Raw genomic sequence first — 23,604 nt, forward strand, 5'->3', positions numbered from 1 at the left:
CGCGGCGCCGCCCCCCGGTCGCCCTATTGGGGGGGGGGGGGGCCCGCCCCGACCAACTACAAAACCCGGGGGGGGGGGGGGGCCCCCCCCCCCGCCCCGCCCTCTGTCGTCTTCTTGCTGACGGCTCTACCTGCCGACGGCTCTACTCGCTGACGGCTCTACTTGCTGACGGCCTTGCGGAAGAACCGGATCGAGAGCAGCGCGGTCACCAGGGTCCCGCCGACCAGCGCGAGCATGAACGCCCACTGCGGCATATGCGGCATGACCGGTGTCAGTACGGCGCGCAACGCCTCGCTGAGGTAGACGATCGGGTTGAGCAACACGAGAGCCTGAAGCCAGGGGAGGTTGCCGAGCGCGGCCCAGGGATAGTAGACGCAGCCCAGCATCAGCGCCGGCATCATGATCACGGTGAAGAGCAGGTTGAACTGGGTGGGGTCGATGATCGTCCCCAGTAGCAGGCCCAGGCACGACGACAGCAGCGCCCCCGAGACGACGACGGCGGCGAACAGCGGCCAGCTCGTCACCAGCAGCACCGGCGACTCCCCGGGAGCGTGGGTGAAGTAGAGAACCGGGAAGACACAGATCGCGGCGAGCAGCGCCTGTATCGCGCCCGAGGTGATCTTCTGGAGAGCGAGCGCCCAGAGCGGGATGGGGGCCAGCAGCCGGTCCTCGATCTCGCGCGGGAAGGACATCTGCGAGATGAGCGGCACCGAGACGCCCATGATGCCGGCGTAGATCATCGTGGTGGCGAGGATGCCAGGGATCATGATCGTGCTGTAGGAGACGCCACCGGCGGCCGGGGAGAGCTGGGCCGCCGGCAGGACGTACGAGAAGACGAACATGAACAGCAGCGGCTGCACCAGCACCCGCGACAGGAACGTGAACCACTGCTTGCGCAGCACGACCCTGGCGTCCCTGGCCAGCATCGCCCAGAAGGTGTGGGCCCCGCCCAGGCGCCGCGTCTCCTCAGCGGGCGGCGCGATGTCCAATGTGGTCATTGCGGTACTCCCTTCCGGTCAGCGCCAGGAAGACGCTCTCCAGGCTCGGGCGCAGGGTGGTGATGTCCAGCAGGTCGGCGCCGTGCGCGGCGCCGATGTCGATCAACTCCCGCAACAGGCCTTCTGGCCGGGTGGTGACGACGCGGATCTGCGCCCCCGAGACCGTCACCGCGCTGACGCCCTCGCGCCCGAGCAGGGCCCGCGGCTCGCCGGGCGGCGGTACGTCGTAGGTGGCGGTGATGACGGTGTCGCCGTGGGATTTCTTGAGCGCGTCGACGGTGTCGCAGGCCAGCACCCGCCCCTTGTCGATGATGGCCACCCGCTCGCACAGCGCCTCGGCCTCCTCCAGGTGATGGGTGGTCAGCAGGACCGTCTGGCCGCTCGCGTGCATCTCCCGCAGCACACCCCACAGATCGATCCTGGTCTGCGGGTCGATGCCGGCGGTGGGCTCGTCGAGGAAGAGCACCTCGGGGCGGTTGATCAGGGTACGGGCGATCATCATGCGGCGCATCTGGCCGCCCGACAGCTGTGCCGCCTCCGCGTCGCGCCTGTCTGCCAGCTCGAACTGCTCCAGGAGCAGCTCGGCGCGGGCCCGCGCCGCCCGCCGGGACAGCCCGACATAGCGGCCGCGGAACTCCAGATTGTCGATGACGCTCAGCTCGCGGTCCAGGGTGTTGAACTGCCCCATGACGCCGATCCTGCGCTTGACCTCCAGAGGGTCGCGGCTGACGTCGAAGCCCGACACCCTCGCGACGCCGCCGCTGGGGGTCACCAGCGTGGTCAGCATGCCGATCGTCGTGGACTTGCCCGCGCCGTTGGGCCCGAGCAGCCCGAAGAACTCCCCACGCCCGACCTCCAGGTCGACGCCGCATACGGCGTGCACCTCGCCGGACGGTGGGGTGTAGGTCTTGCGAAGGTCCCGCGCCTCGATGGCGGACATCGACGTCACGACAGGACCTCCACCAGTCCGGCCCGGCCGTCCACGGTGACGAGCTGGCCGTCGCGCAGCAGCCGGGTGGCGTTGCCGGTCGCGACGACGGCGGGCACGCCGTGCTCCCTGGCGATGATCGCCGGGTGGGAGAGCAGCCCGCCGCTGTCGGTGACCAGCGCGCCGACACTGCCGAACAGCATCGACCACTGCGGCGTGGTCTCCGGGCAGACCAGCACGTCACCCGGCTCGAGCTTGGCGAAGTCGGCCTCGCTGACCAGGATCCTGACCGGCCCCGTGTAGCGCCCGGCCGAGGCGGCCACGCCGCGCAGCAGGACGCCCGGGCTCTGTTCCGGGCGTTCGGAGCCGACCCGGTAGGCGGCGTCGACCCAGCGCATGGGGGCCAGCGCGGCGTGATCGTCGGCGTCCAGCCCGGCCATCGTCTCGGCCACCGGGGGAAGCGTGGGCGGGTCCCCGTAGGACTGGGGCCCCATGTGCATGGCGGCCCATGCCACGCGCGCCGTCTCGGCGGCGACCAGCTCGCCTCGCGGCCGGCCGTCGGCGACGGCCGAGCGCACCTCGTCCAGGTTCAGCATGAACACGTCGGCCTCCTCGGAGATCTGGCCACGCAGGGCGAGGCGACGGCCCGTCTCCAGCAGGCCGAGCCGGAACAGGCCCCAGGCGGTGTGGGCATGGAAGGCCGTGTCGTCCCTGAGCGGGTAGGCGATGAGCGCGCGCTCCAGCAGCCGCTCGAACCGGGCGACCGTGTCGCTCCCGGAATCGTCCCCGGAGGTGGCGAGCCGGGCGTGGGCCTCGGCGACCGCCTTCTTCCGTGCCCTGGCCGCCTCAGTGCCCGCGGCGGGGCCGGGGGCCTCGAGCTGGGCGGCCACCAGGCGCAGCAGGGAAGCGGGGCGTTCGGCCATGGTGGGCTCGGCCAGGTCGGCGCCGAGGCAGCGCAGGCCGTACACGTCCATGAACGCCCGCACCCGGGCGGCGAACTCGGGATCGGCGGCGAGGACCCGGTCGGCCTCCGCCTCCTGGAGCAGCAAGTCCCGGACGGCGGGCTTACCGCGGGCCAAGGCCGCCAGGCCGGACAGCTCGCGCGCGGGTTCGCTGGTCTTGCCCGGCGTCCCGGACACCAGCACGAGAACCTGGGCCACGTCCCAGCCGAGCAGTTCCTCGCAGAAGGCACCGAGCTCGCCCCAGACCAGGCTGGATGCGCCGCCCACCAGAAAGTGCAGACGTTGCGCCTCGGCGGCCAGTTCGTGCAGCGCGGCCAGCCGGTCGAGCAGCTCGGTGTCGGTCAGCGCCGCCAGGTCGGTCCGCTTCGCGCGGTCGATGCCCGCGGCGATCTCCGGCTCCCAGGTGTCGTGCCAGGAGCTGACGAGCTGCCAGGGTTCGTCGGCGCGCAGGGCCGCCGCGATCCGGGTGAGGCGCTTCAGGATGGCTTCGGGCTCGTGGATGAGAGCGATCCTGACGTAGGACCAGCCCTCGATGCTGCGCACCTGTACGCGGTCCGCGACAGCGAACCTGAACAGCTCGGTGCTGAAGTCATTGACGGCCTGGATCAGAGTGCAGACGTTCATCGGGGACAGCGGCTTGAGCGAGTACTCGCCACGCGTCCAGAATCCGGGCGGCGGCGCTGATCCGTTCGGTGCCCCCGTGTCGCCGAGAGTGGTGATCGGACGGGCCTGCAGCAGCGCCACCGCGCCGCCGTACCAGGCCCACTCCACGTCCACCGGCACCCCCGCCCACGCCTCGACCCTGGCGACCAGGTCGGCGACGGCCGCGACCTCCTTCTCACCGAGCGCGTTCTCGGACTCCGCGGTCCGCGTGGGCCTGCCTTCGCGTACGGACCACTCGTCGGGCGTGGCCTGCCCCGAGACCAGCCGCTCCCCCAGCCCCGCGACCACGCTCACCAGCGTCTCGTCCCGGTCGCCTGTGACGGGATTGGCGCTGAAGGCCACCCCAGCCGCCTCGGCGGGAACCATGCGCTGCACCAGCACGGCCATCGAGGGCTCCCGGTCACCCCGGTAGGCGGCGACCCGGTCATGGAAGGCCGAGGCCCAGCAGGTCCGCACCGCGTCCAGCAGCGCGTCGTGCCCCGTGACGTCGAGCACCGTGTCGTACATCCCCGCGTACGAGCGGCCGGGGAGGTCCTCGTCGGCGGAGGAGGAGCGCACGGCGACGGGGCCGCCGCCGAGCGCGTCGTAGGCCGCGCACAGGGCATCGGCGACCTCACGGGGGACCCCGCCTTCCGGCAGCGCTCCCTCCCCCGCAGCTCCCTCCGCCACAGCTCCCTTCGCCACAACTCCTTCCTCCAGCGCGAGGGCCAGCGCACGCGTGGTGAGTACGAACCCGCCGGGCACGAGAAAACCCGCGGCCATGAGCCCGCCCAAGGTGGCCGCTTTGGTGCCGACCTGGGCGGAGGTGGCCCCACCCAGGTCGGCCAAGGCGAGCGTCAGCGTGCCGGAACTCACCCGACCGGCTTCCGCAGGGCGGCCGTCTGCGTCATCACCGGGTACACCTTCGAGATCAACAGCTCGGGCAGCAGGTCCACGACCCGCTCGAAGTCGAACTCGGGGAAACCGAGCAGCTCGCGCGGGTCTCCGGCGACCAGGTCCAGGCCTGAGCGCTCGACCAGGGCGTGGACGTCCTGGTTGATGCCCCACACGTTCCTGGTCATGACCCCGAACGGCTTGAGGTCCAGGAACAGGTCGACGGTCAGCAGCAGCATCCCGCCCGGACGCAGCAGCTTGACGCAGTGGTCGATGATCTCCAGCGTCTCGGCGGCGTCCAGGTGTTCGAGGACCGACAGGCAGAAGATCCGATCGAAGCTCTCGACCCCGAGGTCGGCGTCCTGGATCCGCTCGGCGACGAGCTTGACCGAGGTGCCGAAGGTGTTGTTGAGCACCTGGTGCCGGTTGGGGGTCAGCAGGATGTATCCGGGGTCGCTCCAGTCGTTGTAGTCGCTCCTGGCCGTGGGATCGACGTTGACCACGTCGTGCCCCTCCATGCCGGCCACGAACTGGAAGCCGCTGGCGCCGCCGCCGATGTCGAGCAGCCGCTTGGGCGAGTCGAGCTCGGCCGTGAGGTAGGCCCACGGGTATTCGTAGATGCGCGTGTGGCTGGCGGGCTGGAAGGCGAACGGGCCGAAGTCGGGGCCGCTCGGGTTGTGCTGGGCGGCCCGGACGTCCTGTGTGGGATGCCCGCCCGCGGCCAGGCGCCGACCGGCGGCGTGGCCGAACGGGGCGCCCCAGCGCTCGTTCCACTTGCGGTAGTCCTCGGGAAGTTGCTTTCTGCCGATCATGCGGATCTACCTTTCGGGATCACTTTCGGGATCAGGAGTGAGCCGGCGCGTGCGGTGAGCGGGCGGCGAGATCCTCCAGCACGCCCACGATCTCCGTGGGGGCCTGCTGGCTCACCGCCTCGTCGTGCAGGCTGCGCACGGAGGCGCGCAGTTCCTCGTCATCGAGCAGCCGCCGCACATGGGCGCGTACCGCTTCGGGATCGGCGTCTTCGGGCATCAGCACGATGCCGCCGCCCGCTCCCGCGAGGCGGGCGGCGTTGAAGGCGTGGTCGGGGAACTGCGGCACGATCAGTTGTGGCACGCCGCAGACCAGGCTGGTCATGGTGGTGCCCGTGCCGCCTTGATGGACGATGGCGTCGCAGGTCGGCAGGAGCATGTGCAGCGGCAGGGACTCCACCAGCCTGACACCCGCCGGAAGGTCCCCCACCAGGGCCGCGTGCCCGGGGGCGACGGTCGCCACGACCTCCACGTCGAGCTCGGCGATGGCCCGCAGCATCGTGCCGGCCAGGACCATGTTCGGGTTGAGCCTGCCCAGGGTGGTGCCCCAGGTAACACAGACACGAGGCCGCTCGGCCGGCTCCAGCAGCCAGTCCGGCATGACTCCCGGGCCGTTGTAGGGGATGTAGCGGATGAGCTGCCGGGGGTACTCCGATGGGACCTGCATGCGCGGCGGGCACGGGTCGACGGTCAACGCGCCGATCGGGTCGACGGGGGCGGAGATCCCCAGCCTCTTGCGCAGCGGCTCCAGCAGCTCCACCTCCAGTTCCCGCGCCGGGTAGGCGATGTCGGGCGCCTTGAGATGGCGGACGTTGGGCACGCCGAGCGCGGCCGCGGTCAGCGGTCCCGCGAACCCCGACGGGGTGTGCACCACCAGGTCGGGCCGCCAGGCGCGGCCGAAATCGACGAGGTCGTCCACCATGGCCTCAGCGAGGTCCACGAAGATCCGCAGGGCCGCCTTGCCCTTGCCCTTGCGCAGCTCGCGCCAGCGCTCGGGAGTCATCTCCGCTGTTCCGTCGATGCCCATCTGCTGGCGTACGGTCTCCACGAAGTCGATGTCCTTGCCCACGCTGACCGCGGGCAGACCCGAGTTGACGATCGGGTCGATGATCCCCGGCTGCCCGGCGACCCGGACCTCATGCCCGGCGTTGCGCAGGGCCCAGGCCAGCGGGACCATCGGGAAGTAATGCGGGCTCCACGCCCAGGTGGTGAACAACACGCGCATAGGGCGACCACTCCCTCGGGTGACATGTGCTGTCACGGTCGCAGCGAGCGTTCGCGATCCGCTCGAGTATCGATGAGCCGGGGTGCCTCAACCGATCCAGGATCGGCTCACGAGGGGCCGGTCCCACGCTGACGGCCAACCCTCATCGCACCATCGACAGGAGCGCCTCATGCGGGTCCTCTTCACGACGTACGCCGCGGCCTCGCACTACTTTCCGATGGTGCCGCTGGGCTGGGCCCTGCGCCTGGCCGGGCACGAGGTGCGGGTCGCCGCCCAGCCGTCCTTCGCCGCGCGGATCGCCGAGGCCGGGCTGCAGCCGGTCGCCTCGGGCACCGACGCCGACCCGGGCGCCGCCTGGCTCGGCCTGGACCTGACCGTCAGGGGCGACCCCGCGGGCGGCGCCGATGAGCGGACGGCGCGGACGATGACGATGTTCCGGCTCGCGGCCGAGGCGATCGTGGACGACGTGGTCGCCATCGCGCGGGAGTGGCCGGCCGACCTGGTGGTGTTCGAGCCGCGCGAGTACGCCGGACCCGCGGCGGCGCGGGCGCTCGGCATCCCCTCGGTGAGACTCCCCTACGGGATCGACCACACCTCGCCGCGGCGGGGCGCCGAGTGGCCGCTGCTGGCGCCGCTGTGGGAGCGGCTGGGGCTGACCGGCGTCGACGCGGCGGGGACGGCGACGCTGTGCCCGTGCCCGCCCAGCCTGCAGATTCCCGGCCTGCCCGAGCGGTGGCGGATGCGCTACATCCCGCACAACGGGCGCACCCACGCGCCGGCCTGGCTGCACGAGGGCGGACCCAGGGTCTGCGTCACCTGGGGCACCTCGCTGGCCCAGGCCCGAGGGAATCTGGAGCCGCTGGAGGAACTGCTGCGCGCCCTGGCCGGCGTGGACGGCGAGATCGTGCTCGCGGTGGACCCCGCCCAGCGTGAGCTGCTCGGTGACCTGCCTCCAGGGGTCAGGGTCGCCTGCGGCGTCCCGCTGAACCTGCTGCTGCCGACCTGTGCCGCCGTCGTCCACCAGGGCGGAGCGGGCACCACGATGACGGCCGCCGCGTGCGGCGTCCCCCAGCTCGTCGTGCCCGTCAAGGGCGACCAGCTGGTCAACGCCGAGCGCGTGGCCGCGCGCGGCGTCGGCCTGTCAGTGCCCTACCCCCAGCTGGACGCCGCCGAGGCGAGGCAGGCGGTACGAGTCCTGCTGAGCGACCAGTCGGTACGGCGGGCCGCCCTCGAGGTGGCGGCGGAGAACGCCGCCCAGCCGAGTCCGGCCGAGGCGGTGACCACCCTCACCGAGCTGGCCGGCGCATACGCAGGTGCCTGAGCCGGCGCATGCTGGTCGGCGCCCGAGCCGGCGGCTGACTAGACAAGACCCAGGATCGGCCCGACGGTCTCCAGGAGCTCCATGGCGAACAGCCGGAACAGCACGGGGATCTGGTAGCCGATGTCGCCGTTGGGCAGGCCCTGCTCGACGGCGGTGTGCAGGAACTGCCTGATGACCAGGCTGTCGAGCGTGCTGTCCACGAGCTGTCTGTCGCCCTCCAGCATCGACGCGGCCGCGCCAAGAGTGAAGATGGAGGTCTTGGCCGCCGCCAGGGTGAGCACGGCCGACCGCTCGACATCGTCGAGTTCCTGGTAGCTGGAGGCGATCTCCGCGCGGATGTCGAGGTCCTCGGTGCGCAGCTCGCTGAGCCTGTCGCACTCGTCGCTGAGCCGTACGACCAGCTTGTCCAGCGTCCAGTGCGGCGCGGCGACCAGGCGGTCGGCCGCCGTACGGATGGCCAGCGGCCACAGCCCGCACATCGTGACGATATCGACGGCGGCCTCGGGCTCAGCGGCCACTCGCTCCTTCCCGACGATGTTGCCGAGCATCTCCACCGCCTCCTCGACGGTGAGCAGGCCGATGCGCAGGTGGTCGGCTCCCGCCAGCCCGGTCAGCACGGAGCGGCTGGTGACCACGACCGCCCAGTGCGGGCCGCTCGGCAGGAGCGGCCGTAACAAGGCGGCGGAGGTGGCGTTCTCGAGCAGCAACAGTCCCGCCCGGTTGGCACCCCAGGCCCTGAAGAGCTGCTCACGACCGCGCAGGCTGCTGGGGATCAGATCGGGGCGCACTCCGACCGTCCGCAGGAACCCGGCGAGCACCTCGGCGGGATCGGCCGGCCCGGTGTCGCCGGCCAGGTCGGCGTAGAGCTGGCAGTCGGGGAACCGGTCTCTCACCCGGTGGGCGGCCCTGCTGGCGAGCACCGACTTGCCGATGCCCGCCGACCCCGTCAGCACGACCACCCTCGGGGCGGTCTCGCGCGGGGTGAGCAGCCTGTCCAGGTCGGCCAAATCATCGTTTCTTCCCGCGAAGTCGCCGATGTCCGGCGGAAGCTGCGCGAGCTGCACGTTCTGCAGGATCGTGCCACCCCACGTACGGGCCTGCACGGGAGGCTGCAGCGAAGGCGCGTCGGACAGCACTTCCTGGTGCAGGCGCCGCAGGGCGGGGGACGGGTCGAGCCCGAGCTCCCGGTTGAGCGAGCAGCGCAACTCGTGGTAGACCTCCAGCGCGGTGGAGCGCCGGTCGGACCGGTAGAGCGCGATCATCAGCTTGGCGTAGAGATCCTCGTGCAGCGGGTTCTCGGCGACCAGCGCGCGCAACTCGCTGACCAGCTCGTGATGCCGCCCCAGCTGCAGGTCGGCTTCGACGCGCAGGACCAGCGCGCGCAACATGGCCTCGTCGATCCTGGCGACCTGCGCGGAGAGCAGCGCCCCGCGCTGCACGTCGGGCAGCGCGCTCCCCCTGCACAGGCGAAGGGCGGAGTGGAGCGCGGTGGAGGCCTCCTCGACCTGGCCCGTGTCCAGAGCCGCCCGCCCCCTGGCCAGGAGCTTCTCGAACACGGTCAGGTCGAGGTCGTCGGGCGAGATGGCGGCCACATAGCCGAGTGGCTTGGTGATGAGGATGTCGTCGGCGTGCTGTCCCGCGTGCACGGCGAACAGTTTGCGGACCTGGTAGACGTACGTCTGGAGGGTAGTGACCGCGCTCTTGGGCGGCGACTCGCCCCAGATCTCCTCGATCAGCGTACTGACCGGCACGACGCGGTTGCGATGGGTCACCAGCAGAGCGAGCACGGTACGCTGCTTGAGCGCACTCGGCGTCAGCACTTTATCGCCCTCAGTGACCTCAAGTGGACCCAGCACACGGAATTGCATATGCCACCAGCCTTCGCTTGACCCGCCAAGCGCCAGGCGTCTCCACGGGCGGCAGCAAGCTCCAACGCCTCCGGTAGCCGGAAGGGCAAGCCACGATCATCCGGCCCGAGACAGTGCTACGAAGACCCCGAGAACCACCTGAGACTCGACGCGAATTCCCCGTTAGGGCGAAGCCTTTCAGCTCGCCCTCCGGCCTGCGCCACCTCCGACATACGGCGCCAGAGGCGCTCTGACTAAGTCACATCGAGCAACATATAGAAGCATGTTATTGAAAGTCCAGGGTTTGTGACAGCATCTGAACATAAATCCGGACAGGCCGCCGAAGCTGGCTATTCCCTGGCAACTCTGCCGCGGGCCGCGTCCACAACGAAGCGGGTCGACCTGGCAATGTTTCCGAAAGTGACGAGTGCGTCACCGTTAGGCTGTCAAGAATTGCCCAACATTCCAAAGAACATTGTCAACAGTCATTGGGGACAGTCCAGAACCGCGTTATGTGTCACTTAACGGATGAGGCGCCTACCGTCCGCAACCAGGGCCCCTTGCGGCGCGGGCGAGCCGGCGCCGCCGGATCACCCGCGCCCCAGGAGGCCCTGGAGCTGCTCGGCGCCGACGGGATCGGCGGACCGACGCCTACCTGGCACCACACGACACAATGATCAACAATGCGAGCTATGTTCCGTTTGTCTGACATAACACTTCTTATGACCGATAGTCGGATTGTCGCACCTCAAGTCGATCTCTACCGATCCTCGAGCGGCGAGACGCAGAGTCACAAGGAAGGACGTCCCCAACAATCTTCTCGCGCCGCCAATCGAGCGAGGCGGAGAATATGACAATTGCTCACATCCGGTAAGGTAACCGGCTGTTAACAAAGGGCGTGCGATGTCCCTGAAAATCATCGGAAAATTTTTCTGGACGAAATCCCGGGCATTCGCCCGCTATTTGACGACAGGTCTGGCGGCGATTGGCCACTCCCATTATTCATGGTCGGGGGACTGGATGCCTCCCGAGGAGGCGATGGTCCCCGGGCACCCTGAGCGTCTCGTATCGCACCTGCGGCCCTCCGACGAGGAGAGGCGACTCTGGGCCCAGTTCGGCAACGCCCCCGATGAGGCCCGATGGTGAAAGGGACCTGGGCGCGCTGCGAGAGCTGCCGCACCCCCGTGTACGACCGGCGGCTGGCCCGCACTTTGCAGGTGTGCCCCGAATGCGGGCACCACGGGCGGCTCGACGCCCGCCACCGCCTTGAGCTGCTGTTCGACGACGGGGAGTGGAAGGAACTGCCGGCACCGCCCGACGCCGACGACCCGCTGGACTTCACCGACATCCGCCCCTACCGCGAGCGCCTGGAACAGGCACGCGAGTCGACAGGGCTGGATGAGGCGATCGTGTGCGCGACGGGCACGATCATGGGGCGTCCCCTCGTCGCGGGCGCGATGGACTTCCGTTTCCTCGGCGGCAGCCTGGGCGGCGGCGTCGGTGAGCGCATCGAGCGGGCGGCGCGACAGGCCCTGAACGACCGGATCCCGCTGATCCTCATCAGCGCCTCGGGCGGGGCGCGCATGCAGGAGGGGGCCCTGGCCCTCATGCAGATGGTCAAGACCAGCCAGGCCCTGACCAGGCTGGACGAGGCGGGAATCCTGACGATCTCGCTGGTCACCGACCCTACCTACGGCGGTGTCGCCGCCTCCTTCGCCGCGCTCGCCGACGTGATCCTGGCCGAGCCGAGGGCGCGCATGGGCTTCGCGGGGCCGCGTGTGATCGAGCAGACGATCGGCCATCGGCTGCCCGATGGCTTCCAGACGGCGGAGTTCCTGCTGGAGCATGGCCTGATCGACGCCATCGTGCCGCGCGCCGAGCTGCGCGAGGTCATCGGGCGGCTGCTCGCCACCGCCGACGGCGAGCGACCTCCCCGTGTGCCGTGCGCGAGGGTCAGCCGGGTCATGGGCCGCCCTGACGACGCCGATCTGTGGCGGGCCGTGCAACTCGCCAGGGATCCCGGCAGGCCCACCGCGCTCGACCACGTGGACGCCATCGTGGACGGGTTCCAGGAACTGCGTGGCGACCGCGCCTCCGGCGACTGCCCGGCGATCATCGGCGGCGTCGGCGACCTGGCCGGGCGGCCGATCGTGGTGATCGGCGTCCAGAAAGGCCACGACCTACGTGAGCGGATCGCCCGCAACTTCGGGATGCCCTCGCCCGCCGGTTACCGCAAGGCGAGGCGGTTGCTGCGGCTGGCCGCCAAGCTGCGGCTGCCCGTGCTGACGCTCGTCGACACGCCGGGGGCCCATCCCGGGCAGGAGGCCGAGGAGCGCGGCCAGGCCTTCGCCATCGCGGAGAACCTCCGTCTGATGTCCGGACTGCCGGTTCCCATCGTCAGCGTCATCACCGGTGAGGGAGGCAGCGGCGGAGCTCTCGCGCTGGCGGTGGCCGACCGGGTGCTGGCCCTGGAGAACGCCGTCTATTCGGTGATCAGCCCCGAGGGCTGTGCCAGCATCCTGTGGCGTGACCCGGCCGCCGCGCCGCGCGCCGCCGCGGCCCTGCAGCTCGGGGCGCACGGGCTGCTACGACACCGCATCGTCGATGCCGTCATCCCCGAACCGCCCGGCGGCGCCCACACCGATCCGCAGGCCACCTCCATGGCCGTCAAGGACGCGGTCGCCGCTCATCTGGACGAGCTTGCAGAGCTGGAGCCCGCCGTACTGGTAGAGGAGCGCCGCAGGCGCTTCTCCCTGTACGGGGGCCCGGGAACGGGAGACTTCCATGACTGACACACCACCAACGGACGCACCACCGCAGGACTCGGCGGCCACGGGAGCCCTGGCAACGTTGCGGCATCACCTCATCGGGATTCTGGACGCCACCCGCGACCGCCCCGTGGCGCACCTGCGGCTCGCCTTCTCCGGCGCCGAGGTGGAGCTGGCCTGGCCCGCCACGCCTTCCACCGATCCGCCCACCGATCCGCCCACCGTCCCTTCCACCGATCCGCCCGCCACCCCTCCCACCGTGTCCGGACACGCGGTCGCCGCCCCGCTCGTCGGCACCTTCTACGCGGCGCCCGCCCCGGGAGAGAAGCCGTTCGTCCAGGTGGGCGACTACGTCGTCGCCGGTCAGCAGCTCGGCATCCTCGAGGCGATGAAGCTGATGAACAGGATCGACGCCGACGTGGCCGGCCATGTGGCCATGGCCTGCGTCATCGACGGCACACCCGTCGAGTACGGCCAGGAGTTGTTCGTCATCATCCCGGAAACCTCCTGAGCGCCATGTTCAAGACCATACTCGTGGCCAACCGCGGGGAGATCGCGCTGCGGATCGTCCGCACCTGCAAGGAACTCGGCATCAGGGTCGCCGTCGCGCACTCCACAGCCGACGCGGACTCACCCGCCGTACGGCTGGCCGACCAGGCCGTCCAGATCGGCCCCGCGCCCGCGCGTCACAGCTACCTGAACATCCCCGCCGTCATCGAGGCCGCCAGGCTCTGCGGCGCGAACGCCATCCACCCGGGGTATGGCTTCCTGTCCGAGGATCCCGACTTCGCCGAGGTCTGCGCCGACCACGACCTCACCTTCATCGGCCCGTCTCCGCGGGTGCTGTCCACCCTGGGCGACAAGGTCCACTCGCGTACCGCCGTGGTGGGCGCCGGGCTCCCCGTGCTGCCGGGCAGCCGTACCGCGACCTCGACGGCCGTGCAGGCCCAGGAGGCGGCCGACCATCTGGGTTACCCGGTCATCATCAAGGCCAGCGCCGGCGGTGGCGGGCGCGGCATGGCCGTGGTCGACCATCCGCGCGAGCTGTCCGGAGCCTTCGCCAGGACCAGGGCCGAGGCGCGGTCCCTGTTCGGTGACGACCGCGTCTACGTGGAGCGCTACCTGCGATCCAGCCGCCACGTCGAGGTTCAGGTCCTGGCCGACCAGCACGGCGGCGTCGTCCATCTGGGTGAGCGAGACTGTTCGGTCCAGCGCAGGCGGCAGAAGCTGCTGGAAGAGACGCCTTCGCCAGGGCTGCCGGCCTGCCTGCTCGACGGGATGACCTCCGCCGCGACGCACGCCGCCCGTGTCCTGGGATTGACCGGAGCCGCCACGTTCGAGTTCCTCGTGGAGAAGGACGGCTTCTACTTCATGGAGGCCAACTGCCGGCTGCAGGTGGAACATCCGGTGACCGAGATGGTCACCGGGATCGACCTGGTGCGTGAGCAGATCCTGATCGCGGCCGGGGAGCCGCTGTCGCTCACCCAGGACGACGTGGCGCCGCGGGGGGTGGCCGTCGAGTGCCGCGTCAACGCCGAGGACCCGGCGCGGGCCTTCATGCCGACGCCCGGGGTGCTGGACACCTTCGTCCCGCCCGGCGGTCCCTTCACCAGGGTCGACACGCACGGCCACGCCGGACAGCGGATCAGTCCCGAGTACGACTCACTGCTGGCCAAGGTCGTCGTGTGGGCGCCCGGCAGGGAGGCCGCCCTGCGCCGGATGGACCGGGCCCTCGCGGAGTTCCGGATCGAGGGCGCGGGCCTCCACACGACCGCCGGCTTCCTGCGGCAGGTCATCGACCATCCCGCCTTCGCGGCGGGCACCCACTCGACAACGCTGGTCGAGGAGATGCTCGACCAGTTCGGCGACCGCTCCGAAAGGCATTAGAGACATGCGCGTTCTGGTCACGGGAGGAGCCGGGTTCATCGGGACCCGCATCGTGGAGGCCCTGCGGGAGCAAGGTCACGAGGTGCGGGTCCTGGACGCCCTGCTGCCGGCCGTACACGGGGGACGGCTGCCCGACTTCCCCGACGACGTGGAGTTCATCCATGGGGACGTCCGCGATCCCGGCACCGTGGAGGCGGCGATAAGCGGGGTCGATGTCGTGTGCCACCAGGCCGCGATGGTGGGCCGCGGGCACCACATCTCCGACGCGCCGGAGTACGCGTCGATCAACGACATGGGCACGGCGATCCTGCTGGCCGCGATGACGAAGGCGGGAATGGGCAGGCTCGTCTTCGCCAGCTCCGTGGTCATCTACGGTGAGGGCGTCTACACCTGTGCCGAGCACGGCCGCGTGTCGCCGGGGCCGCGCTCGCCCGCCGACGTGGCCGAGGGCCGCTTCGACCCGCTCTGCCCCCGCTGCGGGTCCACGACGGCGCCCGCCGATCTCGACGAGGACGACCGGCTGGCCCCGCTCAATGTGTACGGTGCGACCAAGCTGGCCCAGGAGCACCTGGTGGGAGCATGGGCCAGGGAGACCGGCGGCACGGCGGTGGCGCTGCGCTACCACCAGGTGTACGGCCCCGGCATGTCACACGACTCCCCCTACTCCGGGGTCACCTGCGTCTTCCGCTCGGTCCTGCAGAACGGGCAGGCCATCGAGCTGTTCGAAGACGGCGCGATGCGCAGGGACTTCATCCACGTCCGCGACATCGCGCTGGCCAATGTGGCCGCGATAGGGGTGGACCGCCCGGGGTTCCGCGCCTACAACGTGGCGACGGGAGCGCCCAGGACGGTCGGGCAGCTCGCCCACACTCTTACCGACCTGTCGGGAGGCCCCGCGCCGGTGATCACCGGCCGCTGCCGCTTCGACGATGTGCGCCACCTCGTGGCCTCCCCCGCCCGCCTCAGGAGCGAGCTCGGCTGGGCCCCCACTGTGGCCTTCGAGGACGGCATGAAGGAGTTCGCCACCGCCCCCATGCGAACCTGAGAACCACGGGCCGGGGAGACGACCAGGGCCGCCTGAGAGCTGCGGCCCTGGTCGTCAGGCTCTTGGAATCGCGGAGTCTCCGGCGGACAGGGATGTGACGAGGGACTCGGCCTCGGCCAGGCAGCGGTCGGCCAGGCGCCGGGCCTCGGGTTCGGTGAGCACGTCGGAGCGGTAGCGCAGCATGGCACGAGGCCGCGGCGCGGGCCAGACCTCGAAGGCCACGTCACTGCGTTCGCGGGCGGGCCCGATGCGCTCGCCCTCGCAGGTGATGCCGGGCAGCTCGATCCGGCCCGGTGCGTAGTCGTGCATGGCGAAGCGGACCTGGAGCAGCGGGTGCCGGGGTGCGTCGGCCGGCGGGTCGTAGAACCTGTCGATCGGCACGACCGGCGAGGAGACCGCCGCGCGCAGGCCGTCGGCGACTGCTCTGACCGCCGCCATCGGATGGGCGGAGAGCCCGGGGAAGCGCAGGGTGATGAGAGAGGCGAAGCAGCCGATCACGTCTTCGGTCTCGGGGATGGACCTGGCGGCCACGGGCACCGTCACGGGGAAGTCGTCCGCGCCGGTGTGGGCGCGCAGCGCGCGAACGTAGGCGGCCAGGAACAGCGCCGTCACGGTGCCGCCCGCGAGCGCCGCGGCCCGCGCCGCCCGTTCCAGCAGGCTCTGGTCGATCGCCAGGACGAGCTCGGCCGCGGGACCGACCTCGTCGGCCGGGCCGGGCAGCGGCAACGCGGGCATCCCCGCCAGGTGGTCGGCCCAGAAACGGCACGCGTCGTCGTAGCGGGGCGCCGCCCACCGCTCCTGCTTGGCGATCACGCGGTGGAAGGAGGTCGGGACGCGGTCCGGCGGACGGCGGCCCGCGACCAGGTCGGCGTAGACCTGGCCCACGTCCCGCCAGAACAGGACTTCCGACCAGCCGTCGAACCCCGAGTGGTGCGCCGACAGCACCAGCAGGTGATCATCGGTGCCCAGCGGGATGAGCAGCACCCCGAGCGGGGTTTCGCGCCCGATGTGGTAGCGGCGCCGGGCGAAGGCCGTGGCCAGCTGCCGCGCCGCCGCCAGGTCGCCCGCCGGCTCGGCGACGGTGAACACGGAGGGCAGGGACGCGGGGTCGAGGATCTCGATGGCCGGTCTGCGTCGTACGGCCGGCAGCCGGGTATGCAGCGACTCGTGCCAGCCGACCACGGTGTCGACGGCGGCGGCCAGGGCCGCTCGGTCCAGCGGCCCGCGCAGCCGATACTCCATGCCGATCAGCGCCTGGTCGTGCTCGGGGCTGAGCCACTCGCTGAGCCAGAATCTGTACTGGTTGAGCGGTAGCCCGTCGAGCCAGTCCGGGCTGCCGTCCTCCGCCTCCGCGCAGGTCATGGAACCCGGGTGCAGGAGCTTGGCGATCCGCGCCGGGGTACGGCGCTCCAGTATGTCGGCGGCGGCGATGACCTGCCCCAGCCTGACCCGGATCCGGTTGGCCAGCCGTACGGCGGTGAGCGAGGTGCCGCCCCTGACGAACAGGTCGTCCCCCTGGCCGATCGGCCGGTCCAGCAGGTCACCGGCGAGCTCCATGATCGTCCGCAGCTCGGGGCCGATCGGCGCGGGGTTGTCCCGCTCCTGCTCGGCGGCGCCGCCGGCGTCGTCAGGATCGGGGAGCAGGCCGGGGAGCGCGGCGTAGTCCACCTTGCCGTTGGCCAGCAGCGGCAGCGCCGCGAGCGGGACCAGCGTGTCGGGGACGAACGCCTCGGGCAGGCGGCTCAGCAGGTACTCGCGCAGGGCCTTCGGGCCGACCCGGGTGCCGGCGTCGGTGGTGTAGCAGGCGGCCAGCCGTACCGGCACCCGCGTGCCCGCGGGCAGGGCGAACGCGGCGGCGCGCCCGACCCCTGGGACGCGCTCGATGACGTGCTCGACCTCGCCGAGCTCGATGCGGAAGCCGCGCAGCTTGATCTGGCGGTCGCGGCGGCCGGCGAAGACCAGGTCGCCTGAGTCGTCGATCCTGGCCAGGTCGCCGGTCAGGTAGACCCGTCGCGGCTCGCCGTCCAGCTCGAGTGTGGGGAAGCGGTCGGCGGTGGCCTCGGGATCACCGAGGTAGCCGATGGCCAGTCCGTCGCCGCCGATCGCGATCTCACCGAGCTCACCGGGGGCACTCAGCCGCCCTTCCGCGTCCAGCAGGTACACCGTCGTGTTGGCCACGGGACGGCCGATCGGCACATCCTCTCCCTCCTCGGCGCTGGTCACCAGGTGGGCGGTGGCGCAGATGGAGCTCTCGACGGGTCCGTAGGCGTGGACCAGGCGCATCCCTGGGTGCTCGCGCACGCCCGCGGCGAAATGCCGGCCCGAGGCGCGCTCGCCGCCGGTGACCATGAGCTCGATGCCGTCCAGGCAGCGGGGGTCGTCGTCGAGGGCCGCGTTGAACAGCACGGCGGGCAGGGCCAGCACGTTGACGCCCTGGGCGACCGCGTCGCGGATGCCCGCGGCTGTCAGGTGCCCCTCCTCGTGCAGCATGCAGAATCCGCCGCGCATCAGCGGGACCCACAGTTCCATCGCGAACACGTCCCAGGCGACGGACGCGCTCTGCAGCGAGTTCATCGGCCCGTCCAGGGTGTGCAGCGGGTCGAGCGCGGTACGGATCACGCCTCGGTGCGGCGCCAGCACGGCCTTGGGGGTGCCGGTGCTGCCCGAGGTGAGGAAGACGCAGCAGGGGTCGGTCCCCGAGCCGCGTTCGGGTGGCTCGGCGGGCGGCAGGCGCCAGCCCTCGCGTAGCAGCGTGGCGGCGGTGACGACGCCGTGGCGCAGTGTCCCGCCCGCGCCGGTGATCTCCACGCGGGGGGTGACCAGGTCGGTGAGCTGCTCGTAGCGGGCCCGCGGCCAGTCTGGAGGGACCGCCGCGTAGGCCGCGCCTCTCTTCAGTACGGCCAGCAGCGCCGCGACCATGCGGGGGCCGCGCCGCATCCTGACCGGCACCACGTCGCCGGGGCCGACGCCGCGCTTGGCCAGCGCCCCCGCCATCGTCTCGGCGTCGACGACGAGGTCGGCGTAGGAGGTCTCCTGGCCGCGCCAGCGCAGAGCAGGGGCGGCGGGGTGCAGCGAGGCCTGCCGGTCGATCCATTCGTCGATGTGCTCGCCGTGCTCGTAGGAGACGACGGGCCCGCGCAGCACCGGTGCCCCGTCACTCATGCGCACCCGCCGCCGCTTCGCGCTCGGCCAGCTCGATGAGGACCGCGGCGTCCAGATCGCCGTCGCCCGAGGCGATGACGGCGGCGAAGCGCTCGGCCGCGCGTTCCGCGACCGGGAGGGCGACGCCCAGCTCGGCGGCGGCCGCCATACCCAGGCGCAGGTCCTTCTCCATCAATCTGGCTCTGAAGGCGGCGGGTTCGTAGCGGCGTTCGCGCATGATGCCGGCGCGGAAGGCCATCACCTTGGAACTGAAGCCACTGGCGGCGATCGCGTCCAGCAGCAGCTCGCGGGAGATCCCGGCCCGCACGCCGTAGACGACGGCTTCGGCGAGAGAGGCGACCTGCGCGCCGAGCAGCAGGTTGAAGACGAGCTTGAAGGCAGCGGCCTGACCTGTGGGCCCGAGATGGATCACCTCCTTGCCCAGCGCGTCCAGCACGGGGCGCGCCACCGCGACGTCCTCCGCCTCCCCCGCGGTGAGCACCCGCAGCTCGCCCGCGCGCGCCTGCGACGGATTGCCCAGCAGGCTCGCCTCGACGAAGCGCCGTCCGGCGGCGACGACCCGCCCGGCCAGGAGCCGGGAGTAGCCGGGCGACACGGTGGAGGTGTTGACGATCACGGCGTCCGGCTTCACCTCCGCCAGCACCCGCGCGGTCAGGACGGCGTCGACGGCGGCCTCGTCGCTGAGGCAGAGCAGGACCAGCTCGGCGCCGGCCACGGCCTCCGGGGGTGAGGCCGCCACGACCGCCCCGGCGAGGGACTCGGCCCTCCCGGGAGTCCGGTTGTGGACCGCGACGGGGAATCCCGCCGCCAGCAACCGGTGGGCCAGGCCCGTTCCCATCCCGCCCAGGCCGATGACGGCGATCACGCCGTCGTCTCCTTCGCCGGCTCGGCCGACAGCTGGGAGATGCAGCGCATCAGGCTCGCCGAGAAGTGCCGCTTGAACCCCTCGGTGGTACCGGTGTCGCGGGGGCCGGCGAGGTAGGGCTTGAGCTTCTCCTCGATCAGGTGCACGCCCTTGTGCCCGGCCATGTGCCTGGCCACGTGCTCGATCGCGCCCTCATAGTGGATGAACCTGACGAGGGTCGCGTCGTTGATGAACACGGCCGTGCCGAGCAGGCGGCCGGCGATCTTGCCTTCCTCGTCGCGCAGTTCGGGAGTGTCGACGCGCTGGAAGTCGGCGAAGATGGCCGCGATCTCGTCCTCGTGGCCGGGCTTGACGTTGTAGGTGATGGCTGCGTAGGGCATGGCCCCTCCTCCGCTAGATGCCGCCGTCGACGGTCAGGGTGGTGCCTGTCAGGTAGGCCGACAGGTCGCCCGCCAGGTAGAGGGAGGCGGCGGCCACCTCTTCCGGGCGGCCCAGGCGGCCCAGGGCCGTCATGCTCTTGATGCGCTCGACGACGGGCGGCGGCAGCGGATCGCCACCTCCGGTGTCGATGATCCCGGGTGCCACGGCGTTGACCCGGATGTTGCGAGGTCCCAGCTCCTTGCACAGGGAGCGGGTCAGGCCGAATATCCCGGCCTTGGCCGCGGTGTAGTGGGAGCGTCCCGGTACGCCGCGCAGCGCGGCCGATGCCGCGACGTTGACGATCGCCGAGCCTGGGCCGAGCAGCGGCAGGCATGCCTGGGTGACCCGGAAGACCGAGGTCAGGTCCAGCCCGAGTACGCGCTGCCATTCCAGCTCGTCCAGGTCCGCCAAGCGGCTGTGACCGTCTACGCCCGCGTTGTTGATCACGGCGTCCAGCCCGCCGAACTCCGTACGGCACTCGGCGGCCAGGCGGGCGACGTCGTCGGCTCTTGTCAGGTCGGCCCGGACGATCCGGTGCGGGGTGCCCAGTTTGGCCGAGAGGGCGGCGGCGGCCGCCTCGTCGGCGTGGAAGCAGGTCACCACGCGGGCTCCGGCCCGCGCGGCGGCCAGCACCGTGGCTCTGCCGACCCCCCTGGTGCCTCCCGTCACAAGCAGGCGCTTGCCTGCGAGAGCAGTGTCCATCGCTCTCTCGTCCATCACTCGTCCATCACTCCTCCACGTCCATAACTCCTCCTCGAGCTCATGTGTGTGGCGAGGCCACCGTGGCGATGGCCATGCAGGCCAGGGCGAGCAGGGCCAGCCCGGTGCGGAGCAGGTTCAGGGCGCGCCACCTGCGCCGCAGGTCGGTCAGGCGCGAGTGCGGCACGTCCCGCTCCGGCGACTTCACCAGGCGGTTGATGGGCACGTTGCCCAGGTGCGAGACCAGGGACACGGCCAGCAGCAGCACGGCGGCCAGCGTGAACGGCAGGCGCTGCGGCCAGCCGGCCGTAAGGGTGGCCCGCGCCGCGGCGGCGAGGGTCGTGCCGATGACGATGATCGGCATGGTGGGGTCGTAGTTGCGGCCGACGAGCCGGTGCACCTGGATGTAGGTGTCGGGGGGCAGCGCGGCGAAGGTGGGCACGATGCTCAGCGCGACGCAGAACAGCACGCCCGCGGTGACGCCGCTCCCGACGAGCGCGAGAACGTCCAGTACGGCGAGCACGTGAAGACCTCCGTCAGGTACTCCGTGAAAGGCGGCTCAGTAGAAAGCGACGACCTCGTAGATGCCGTAGCGATCCTGGCGTCGCTGGTCCTGGTAGGGGCGCAACGGCGCGGTGCTCTGGCGGTGGGTCGAGCCCTCCTCCCAGACGCGGAAGGCCTCCAGGCTCTCCCACTCGCTCATCACCACGAAGGTGCCGGGGTCCAGGAGCGAGTGCATGAGCTCGTTGCCCAGCAGTCCCGGGGTGCCGGCGAGTTCCTCACTGATCTGCCGGTACGCCTGCTCCAGCCCCGACGGCCCGGACTCGGGGGCCACGGTGTGCAGCAGGACCCGCAGTCTGTTGCTCATGACCGCCGCGCCGCGCCGGCCAGATCGTGGACGACGTGCATGGTCGTCATCGAACCGCTGGACCGGTAGGGATGCAGCCGGCCGCGGTGCCGTAGGTGCGCCTCGCTGCGCTCGTAGGCGCGGAACGGCTCCTCCCCGACCCAGTCGCTGACGATGTAGTAGACGCCGTCCTCTTCCGCGCTGCGGGACAGCCACTGGCCGAGGTTGGCGGGCTGGCCGGTGATGGTGGCCGCGCTGTCGTGCCAGACCTTCTCGAACTCCGCCCCCTTGCCGGGGAGCACCTCCATGCGGAGCATCACTCGAAAGACATCAGCGCTCATGCTCAAATCCCTCCGTCCACGTGGATGGTCTCGCCGGTGACATAGCCGGCCTGGTCGCCCGCCAGGAACAGCACGGGCCCCGCCACCTCTTCGGGGGTGCCGAGCCTGCCCAGCGCGGTGAGCCCCTCGTAACGCTGCCTGACCGGCTCGGGCAGGGTGCCGTCCCCCGGGTCGATGACGCCCGGCGAGACGAGGTTGACGCGGATCCCGCGTGGTCCCAGCTCCTTGGCCAGCGAGCGGACCAGCCCGACCAGGCCCGCCTTGGCGGCGGTGTAGTGAGCGCGCTGGGGGATGCCGACGAAGGCCGAGCGCGAGCCGATGCCGATGACCGAGGCGCCCTCACCCAGCAGCGGCAGTGCCTGCCGTACGAGGCGGTACATCGAGGTCAGGTTGGTGTCCAGCACCCGCTGCCACTCCTCGACCGCGAGTTCGCCGAAGGGCACGTGGCTGATGGTGCCGGCGTTGCTGACGAGCACGTCCAGGCCGCCCAGGTACGTCCCGCACTCGTCGATGAGCGCGGCGACGTCGCCGGCGTCCGTCACATCGGCGCGCACCACCTTGTGTTCGCCCAGCTCGTCCAGCTCGGCGGCCAGGAGCTTCGCGGCGTCCTCGTCGCTGCGGTAGCAGGTGACCAGCCGCGCCCCGGCCCGCGCCAGCGCCAGCGCCAGGCCATGGCCGATGCCCCGGGTGCCACCGGTCAGCAGGACTCTCTTGCCATCGAGTCGCATGTCTCCTCCAAAGATGATCAGGTCAGGACTGCCGCGCCGACGGCGTTGGCCGCGAGTGCGGCGACCATCAGCACGGTGCGGACCAGGTTCCAGTTGCGCCAGCGCAGCCGAGGGTCGCGCTCGCCCCAGTCGGCGGGGCAGGCCTCGGGGTCCAGTGCCATCACATAGCGGTTGATCGGTACGGCTTTCGCCACCGAGATCACGATCACCGCGCCGATCAGTGCCGCGGCCGCCCCGAAGAGCAGCCGCGGCACCGGCTGCCCGGTCATGACCGCCATGACCAGGTCCAGCAGCAGGGTGGCCAGGTTGATGGCGGGCACCGCGGGGTCGTAGCGCGGCCACAGGAACTGCACGAGGCGCACGTAGCCGCCGTAGGGCAGGGTCAGCATGAGCGGTGCCAGGCCCACGGCCGTGCAGAACATGTCACCGGCCGCGAGGCCGTTGCCCAGCAGCGCCACCGGGAGCAGGAACCTGATCACGGGTCAGCCCGCCGCCGCGTCGGTCTCGATGATCTTCTTGATGCGCTCGAGCTGGACGACGCTGTTGCCGTTGACCCGCTCGGCCATGTCGCCGTCGCCCAGCGGAGCGTTCGCCTTCATCTCGAAGTCCTGCACCCAGCGCAACAGGACGCCTTCCTGGGTCTGCAGGTACTCCCAGAACAGGTTCATGTACTTGAAGGGGCCGGTCTCCACCCGGTAGGACCTGGTGGTGCGCGTCACGGGGTCGAGGGTGCGCTGGGACACCCAGCTCCACACCATGCCGTTGTGGTCGGGGTGCATGGTGAGCCGGAACCTGATCACGTCGCCCTGGCGCTCCAGCACCTCGGCCGAGGCGTACTCACTGAACAGCGACGGCCAGGACTCCACATCGTTGGTCCGGTCCCAGACCAGGTCCATGGGTGCGGAGATAAGGATGGAATTGTCGGTGTGTACGGCCATATGTCAGCCCGCCTGAATCTGTGCGTTGACAATCTGTGCGTTGACGTAGTGGATGATCGTGCGTGGCGTGTCGAGCTCAGCGAACGCGGCGTCGTCGATGGTGATGCTGGTCTCCCGCTCGATCAGCGAGGCGATCTGCAGCATCGCCAGGGAGTCGTAGCCGAGGTTGGCGATATGGATGTCGTTGATGTCGCCTTCGAAGTCGAGGGATTCCTCGACGCCGCAGGAACGCATGATCACGCGTAGGTCGTCGAGCGTGAAACCCGGCATCTGTTGCC

23 protein-coding genes are annotated in these 23,604 nt (G+C 70.8%); 6 read left to right on the forward strand and 17 right to left on the reverse strand.

The window, feature by feature from the left end:
• Nucleotides 1-158: 158 nt before the first annotated feature.
• From AB0B64_RS34780 to AB0B64_RS34800, 5 genes are read right to left on the reverse strand one after another with little or no spacing between them, the layout of a single operon-like run.
• Complete coding sequence (locus AB0B64_RS34780; RefSeq protein ID WP_357951602.1) at nucleotides 159-998, reverse strand: ABC transporter permease; 840 nt, start codon at nucleotides 996-998, stop codon at nucleotides 159-161.
• The gene (locus AB0B64_RS34785) at nucleotides 967-1,938 is read right to left on the reverse strand and encodes an ABC transporter ATP-binding protein (RefSeq protein ID WP_357951616.1); all 972 of its coding nucleotides are present in this window, start codon (nucleotides 1,936-1,938) and stop codon (nucleotides 967-969) included. The genes AB0B64_RS34780 and AB0B64_RS34785 overlap by 32 nt, the downstream gene beginning before the upstream one ends.
• Nucleotides 1,939-1,943: 5 nt before the next feature.
• Nucleotides 1,944-4,406 carry a PEP/pyruvate-binding domain-containing protein gene (locus AB0B64_RS34790; RefSeq protein WP_358182696.1) on the reverse strand — a complete coding sequence of 821 codons (2,463 nt, stop codon included), beginning with the start codon at nucleotides 4,404-4,406 and terminating at the stop codon, nucleotides 1,944-1,946.
• Nucleotides 4,403-5,236, reverse strand: coding sequence for a class I SAM-dependent methyltransferase (locus AB0B64_RS34795; RefSeq protein WP_357951599.1), 834 nt, complete (start codon nucleotides 5,234-5,236; stop codon nucleotides 4,403-4,405). The genes AB0B64_RS34790 and AB0B64_RS34795 overlap by 4 nt, the downstream gene beginning before the upstream one ends.
• Nucleotides 5,237-5,267: 31 nt before the next feature.
• Nucleotides 5,268-6,458 carry a nucleotide disphospho-sugar-binding domain-containing protein gene (locus AB0B64_RS34800; RefSeq protein ID WP_357951597.1) on the reverse strand — a complete coding sequence of 397 codons (1,191 nt, stop codon included), beginning with the start codon at nucleotides 6,456-6,458 and terminating at the stop codon, nucleotides 5,268-5,270.
• A gap of 169 nt (nucleotides 6,459-6,627) precedes the next feature.
• Between AB0B64_RS34800 and AB0B64_RS34805 the strand changes: the two genes are divergently transcribed.
• The gene (locus tag AB0B64_RS34805) at nucleotides 6,628-7,779 is read left to right on the forward strand and encodes a nucleotide disphospho-sugar-binding domain-containing protein (protein WP_357951596.1); all 1,152 of its coding nucleotides are present in this window, start codon (nucleotides 6,628-6,630) and stop codon (nucleotides 7,777-7,779) included.
• A gap of 38 nt (nucleotides 7,780-7,817) precedes the next feature.
• Here AB0B64_RS34805 and AB0B64_RS34810 read toward each other — a convergent pair whose 3' ends face one another.
• On the reverse strand, nucleotides 7,818-9,599 hold the full coding sequence (locus tag AB0B64_RS34810) for a BTAD domain-containing putative transcriptional regulator (RefSeq protein WP_358182699.1): 1,782 nt from the start codon (nucleotides 9,597-9,599) through the stop codon (nucleotides 7,818-7,820).
• A gap of 930 nt (nucleotides 9,600-10,529) precedes the next feature.
• Between AB0B64_RS34810 and AB0B64_RS34815 the strand changes: the two genes are divergently transcribed.
• The 5 genes from AB0B64_RS34815 to AB0B64_RS34835 are packed head-to-tail and all read left to right on the forward strand — an operon-like array spanning nucleotide 10,530 to nucleotide 15,326.
• Nucleotides 10,530-10,772 carry a DUF6059 family protein gene (locus AB0B64_RS34815; RefSeq protein WP_357951592.1) on the forward strand — a complete coding sequence of 81 codons (243 nt, stop codon included), beginning with the start codon at nucleotides 10,530-10,532 and terminating at the stop codon, nucleotides 10,770-10,772.
• On the forward strand, nucleotides 10,766-12,418 hold the full coding sequence (locus AB0B64_RS34820; protein WP_357951591.1) for an acetyl-CoA carboxylase carboxyltransferase subunit alpha: 1,653 nt from the start codon (nucleotides 10,766-10,768) through the stop codon (nucleotides 12,416-12,418). Before AB0B64_RS34815 ends, AB0B64_RS34820 begins: the two co-directional genes overlap by 7 nt.
• Nucleotides 12,411-12,905, forward strand: a complete 495-nt coding sequence (locus tag AB0B64_RS34825; RefSeq protein ID WP_358182702.1) for a biotin/lipoyl-containing protein — start codon at nucleotides 12,411-12,413, stop codon at nucleotides 12,903-12,905. The genes AB0B64_RS34820 and AB0B64_RS34825 overlap by 8 nt, the downstream gene beginning before the upstream one ends.
• Before the next feature lie 5 nt (nucleotides 12,906-12,910).
• A complete protein-coding gene (locus AB0B64_RS34830; protein ID WP_357951587.1) occupies nucleotides 12,911-14,281 on the forward strand; it encodes an acetyl-CoA carboxylase biotin carboxylase subunit in 1,371 nt (456 codons plus the stop codon).
• A 4-nt stretch (nucleotides 14,282-14,285) separates the two neighbouring features.
• Nucleotides 14,286-15,326 (forward strand): NAD-dependent epimerase/dehydratase family protein, encoded by a 1,041-nt coding sequence (locus AB0B64_RS34835; RefSeq protein ID WP_357951586.1) that lies wholly within the window; start codon nucleotides 14,286-14,288, stop codon nucleotides 15,324-15,326.
• Nucleotides 15,327-15,380: 54 nt separating this feature from the next.
• On the opposite strand, the gene AB0B64_RS34840 is transcribed toward AB0B64_RS34835, so the two are convergent.
• Genes AB0B64_RS34840 through AB0B64_RS34890 form a run of 11 tightly spaced genes read right to left on the reverse strand, consistent with a single transcriptional unit; the run spans nucleotide 15,381 to nucleotide 23,596 of the window.
• Nucleotides 15,381-18,488: an AMP-binding protein gene (locus AB0B64_RS34840; protein WP_358182705.1), complete on the reverse strand. Its 3,108-nt coding sequence runs from the start codon at nucleotides 18,486-18,488 to the stop codon at nucleotides 15,381-15,383.
• Nucleotides 18,481-19,353 carry an NAD(P)-dependent oxidoreductase gene (locus AB0B64_RS34845; protein ID WP_358182708.1) on the reverse strand — a complete coding sequence of 291 codons (873 nt, stop codon included), beginning with the start codon at nucleotides 19,351-19,353 and terminating at the stop codon, nucleotides 18,481-18,483. The genes AB0B64_RS34840 and AB0B64_RS34845 overlap by 8 nt, the downstream gene beginning before the upstream one ends.
• The gene (locus AB0B64_RS34850; RefSeq protein ID WP_357951581.1) at nucleotides 19,350-19,733 is read right to left on the reverse strand and encodes a SchA/CurD-like domain-containing protein; all 384 of its coding nucleotides are present in this window, start codon (nucleotides 19,731-19,733) and stop codon (nucleotides 19,350-19,352) included. The genes AB0B64_RS34845 and AB0B64_RS34850 overlap by 4 nt, the downstream gene beginning before the upstream one ends.
• A gap of 13 nt (nucleotides 19,734-19,746) precedes the next feature.
• Nucleotides 19,747-20,475: an SDR family NAD(P)-dependent oxidoreductase gene (locus AB0B64_RS34855; RefSeq protein ID WP_358182711.1), complete on the reverse strand. Its 729-nt coding sequence runs from the start codon at nucleotides 20,473-20,475 to the stop codon at nucleotides 19,747-19,749.
• A gap of 58 nt (nucleotides 20,476-20,533) precedes the next feature.
• Entirely contained in the window at nucleotides 20,534-20,995 is a 462-nt protein-coding gene (locus AB0B64_RS34860; RefSeq protein WP_357951577.1) for a DUF1772 domain-containing protein, read from the reverse strand.
• A 36-nt stretch (nucleotides 20,996-21,031) separates the two neighbouring features.
• A complete protein-coding gene (locus AB0B64_RS34865) occupies nucleotides 21,032-21,340 on the reverse strand; it encodes an antibiotic biosynthesis monooxygenase (RefSeq protein ID WP_357951575.1) in 309 nt (102 codons plus the stop codon).
• Nucleotides 21,337-21,660 carry an antibiotic biosynthesis monooxygenase family protein gene (locus AB0B64_RS34870; RefSeq protein WP_357951573.1) on the reverse strand — a complete coding sequence of 108 codons (324 nt, stop codon included), beginning with the start codon at nucleotides 21,658-21,660 and terminating at the stop codon, nucleotides 21,337-21,339. The genes AB0B64_RS34865 and AB0B64_RS34870 overlap by 4 nt, the downstream gene beginning before the upstream one ends.
• 2 nt (nucleotides 21,661-21,662) lie before the next feature.
• The gene (locus tag AB0B64_RS34875; RefSeq protein ID WP_357951571.1) at nucleotides 21,663-22,388 is read right to left on the reverse strand and encodes an SDR family NAD(P)-dependent oxidoreductase; all 726 of its coding nucleotides are present in this window, start codon (nucleotides 22,386-22,388) and stop codon (nucleotides 21,663-21,665) included.
• A gap of 17 nt (nucleotides 22,389-22,405) precedes the next feature.
• Nucleotides 22,406-22,867, reverse strand: coding sequence for a DUF1772 domain-containing protein (locus tag AB0B64_RS34880; RefSeq protein ID WP_357951569.1), 462 nt, complete (start codon nucleotides 22,865-22,867; stop codon nucleotides 22,406-22,408).
• Nucleotides 22,868-22,870: 3 nt separating this feature from the next.
• Nucleotides 22,871-23,326: an SRPBCC family protein gene (locus AB0B64_RS34885; RefSeq protein ID WP_357951567.1), complete on the reverse strand. Its 456-nt coding sequence runs from the start codon at nucleotides 23,324-23,326 to the stop codon at nucleotides 22,871-22,873.
• A gap of 3 nt (nucleotides 23,327-23,329) precedes the next feature.
• Complete coding sequence (locus AB0B64_RS34890) at nucleotides 23,330-23,596, reverse strand: acyl carrier protein (RefSeq protein ID WP_357951566.1); 267 nt, start codon at nucleotides 23,594-23,596, stop codon at nucleotides 23,330-23,332.
• Between the last annotated feature and the right edge of the window lie 8 nt (nucleotides 23,597-23,604).

Source organism: Nonomuraea sp. NPDC049129 (assembly GCF_040648495.1).
Taxonomy (GTDB): Bacteria; Actinomycetota; Actinomycetes; order Streptosporangiales; family Streptosporangiaceae; genus Nonomuraea.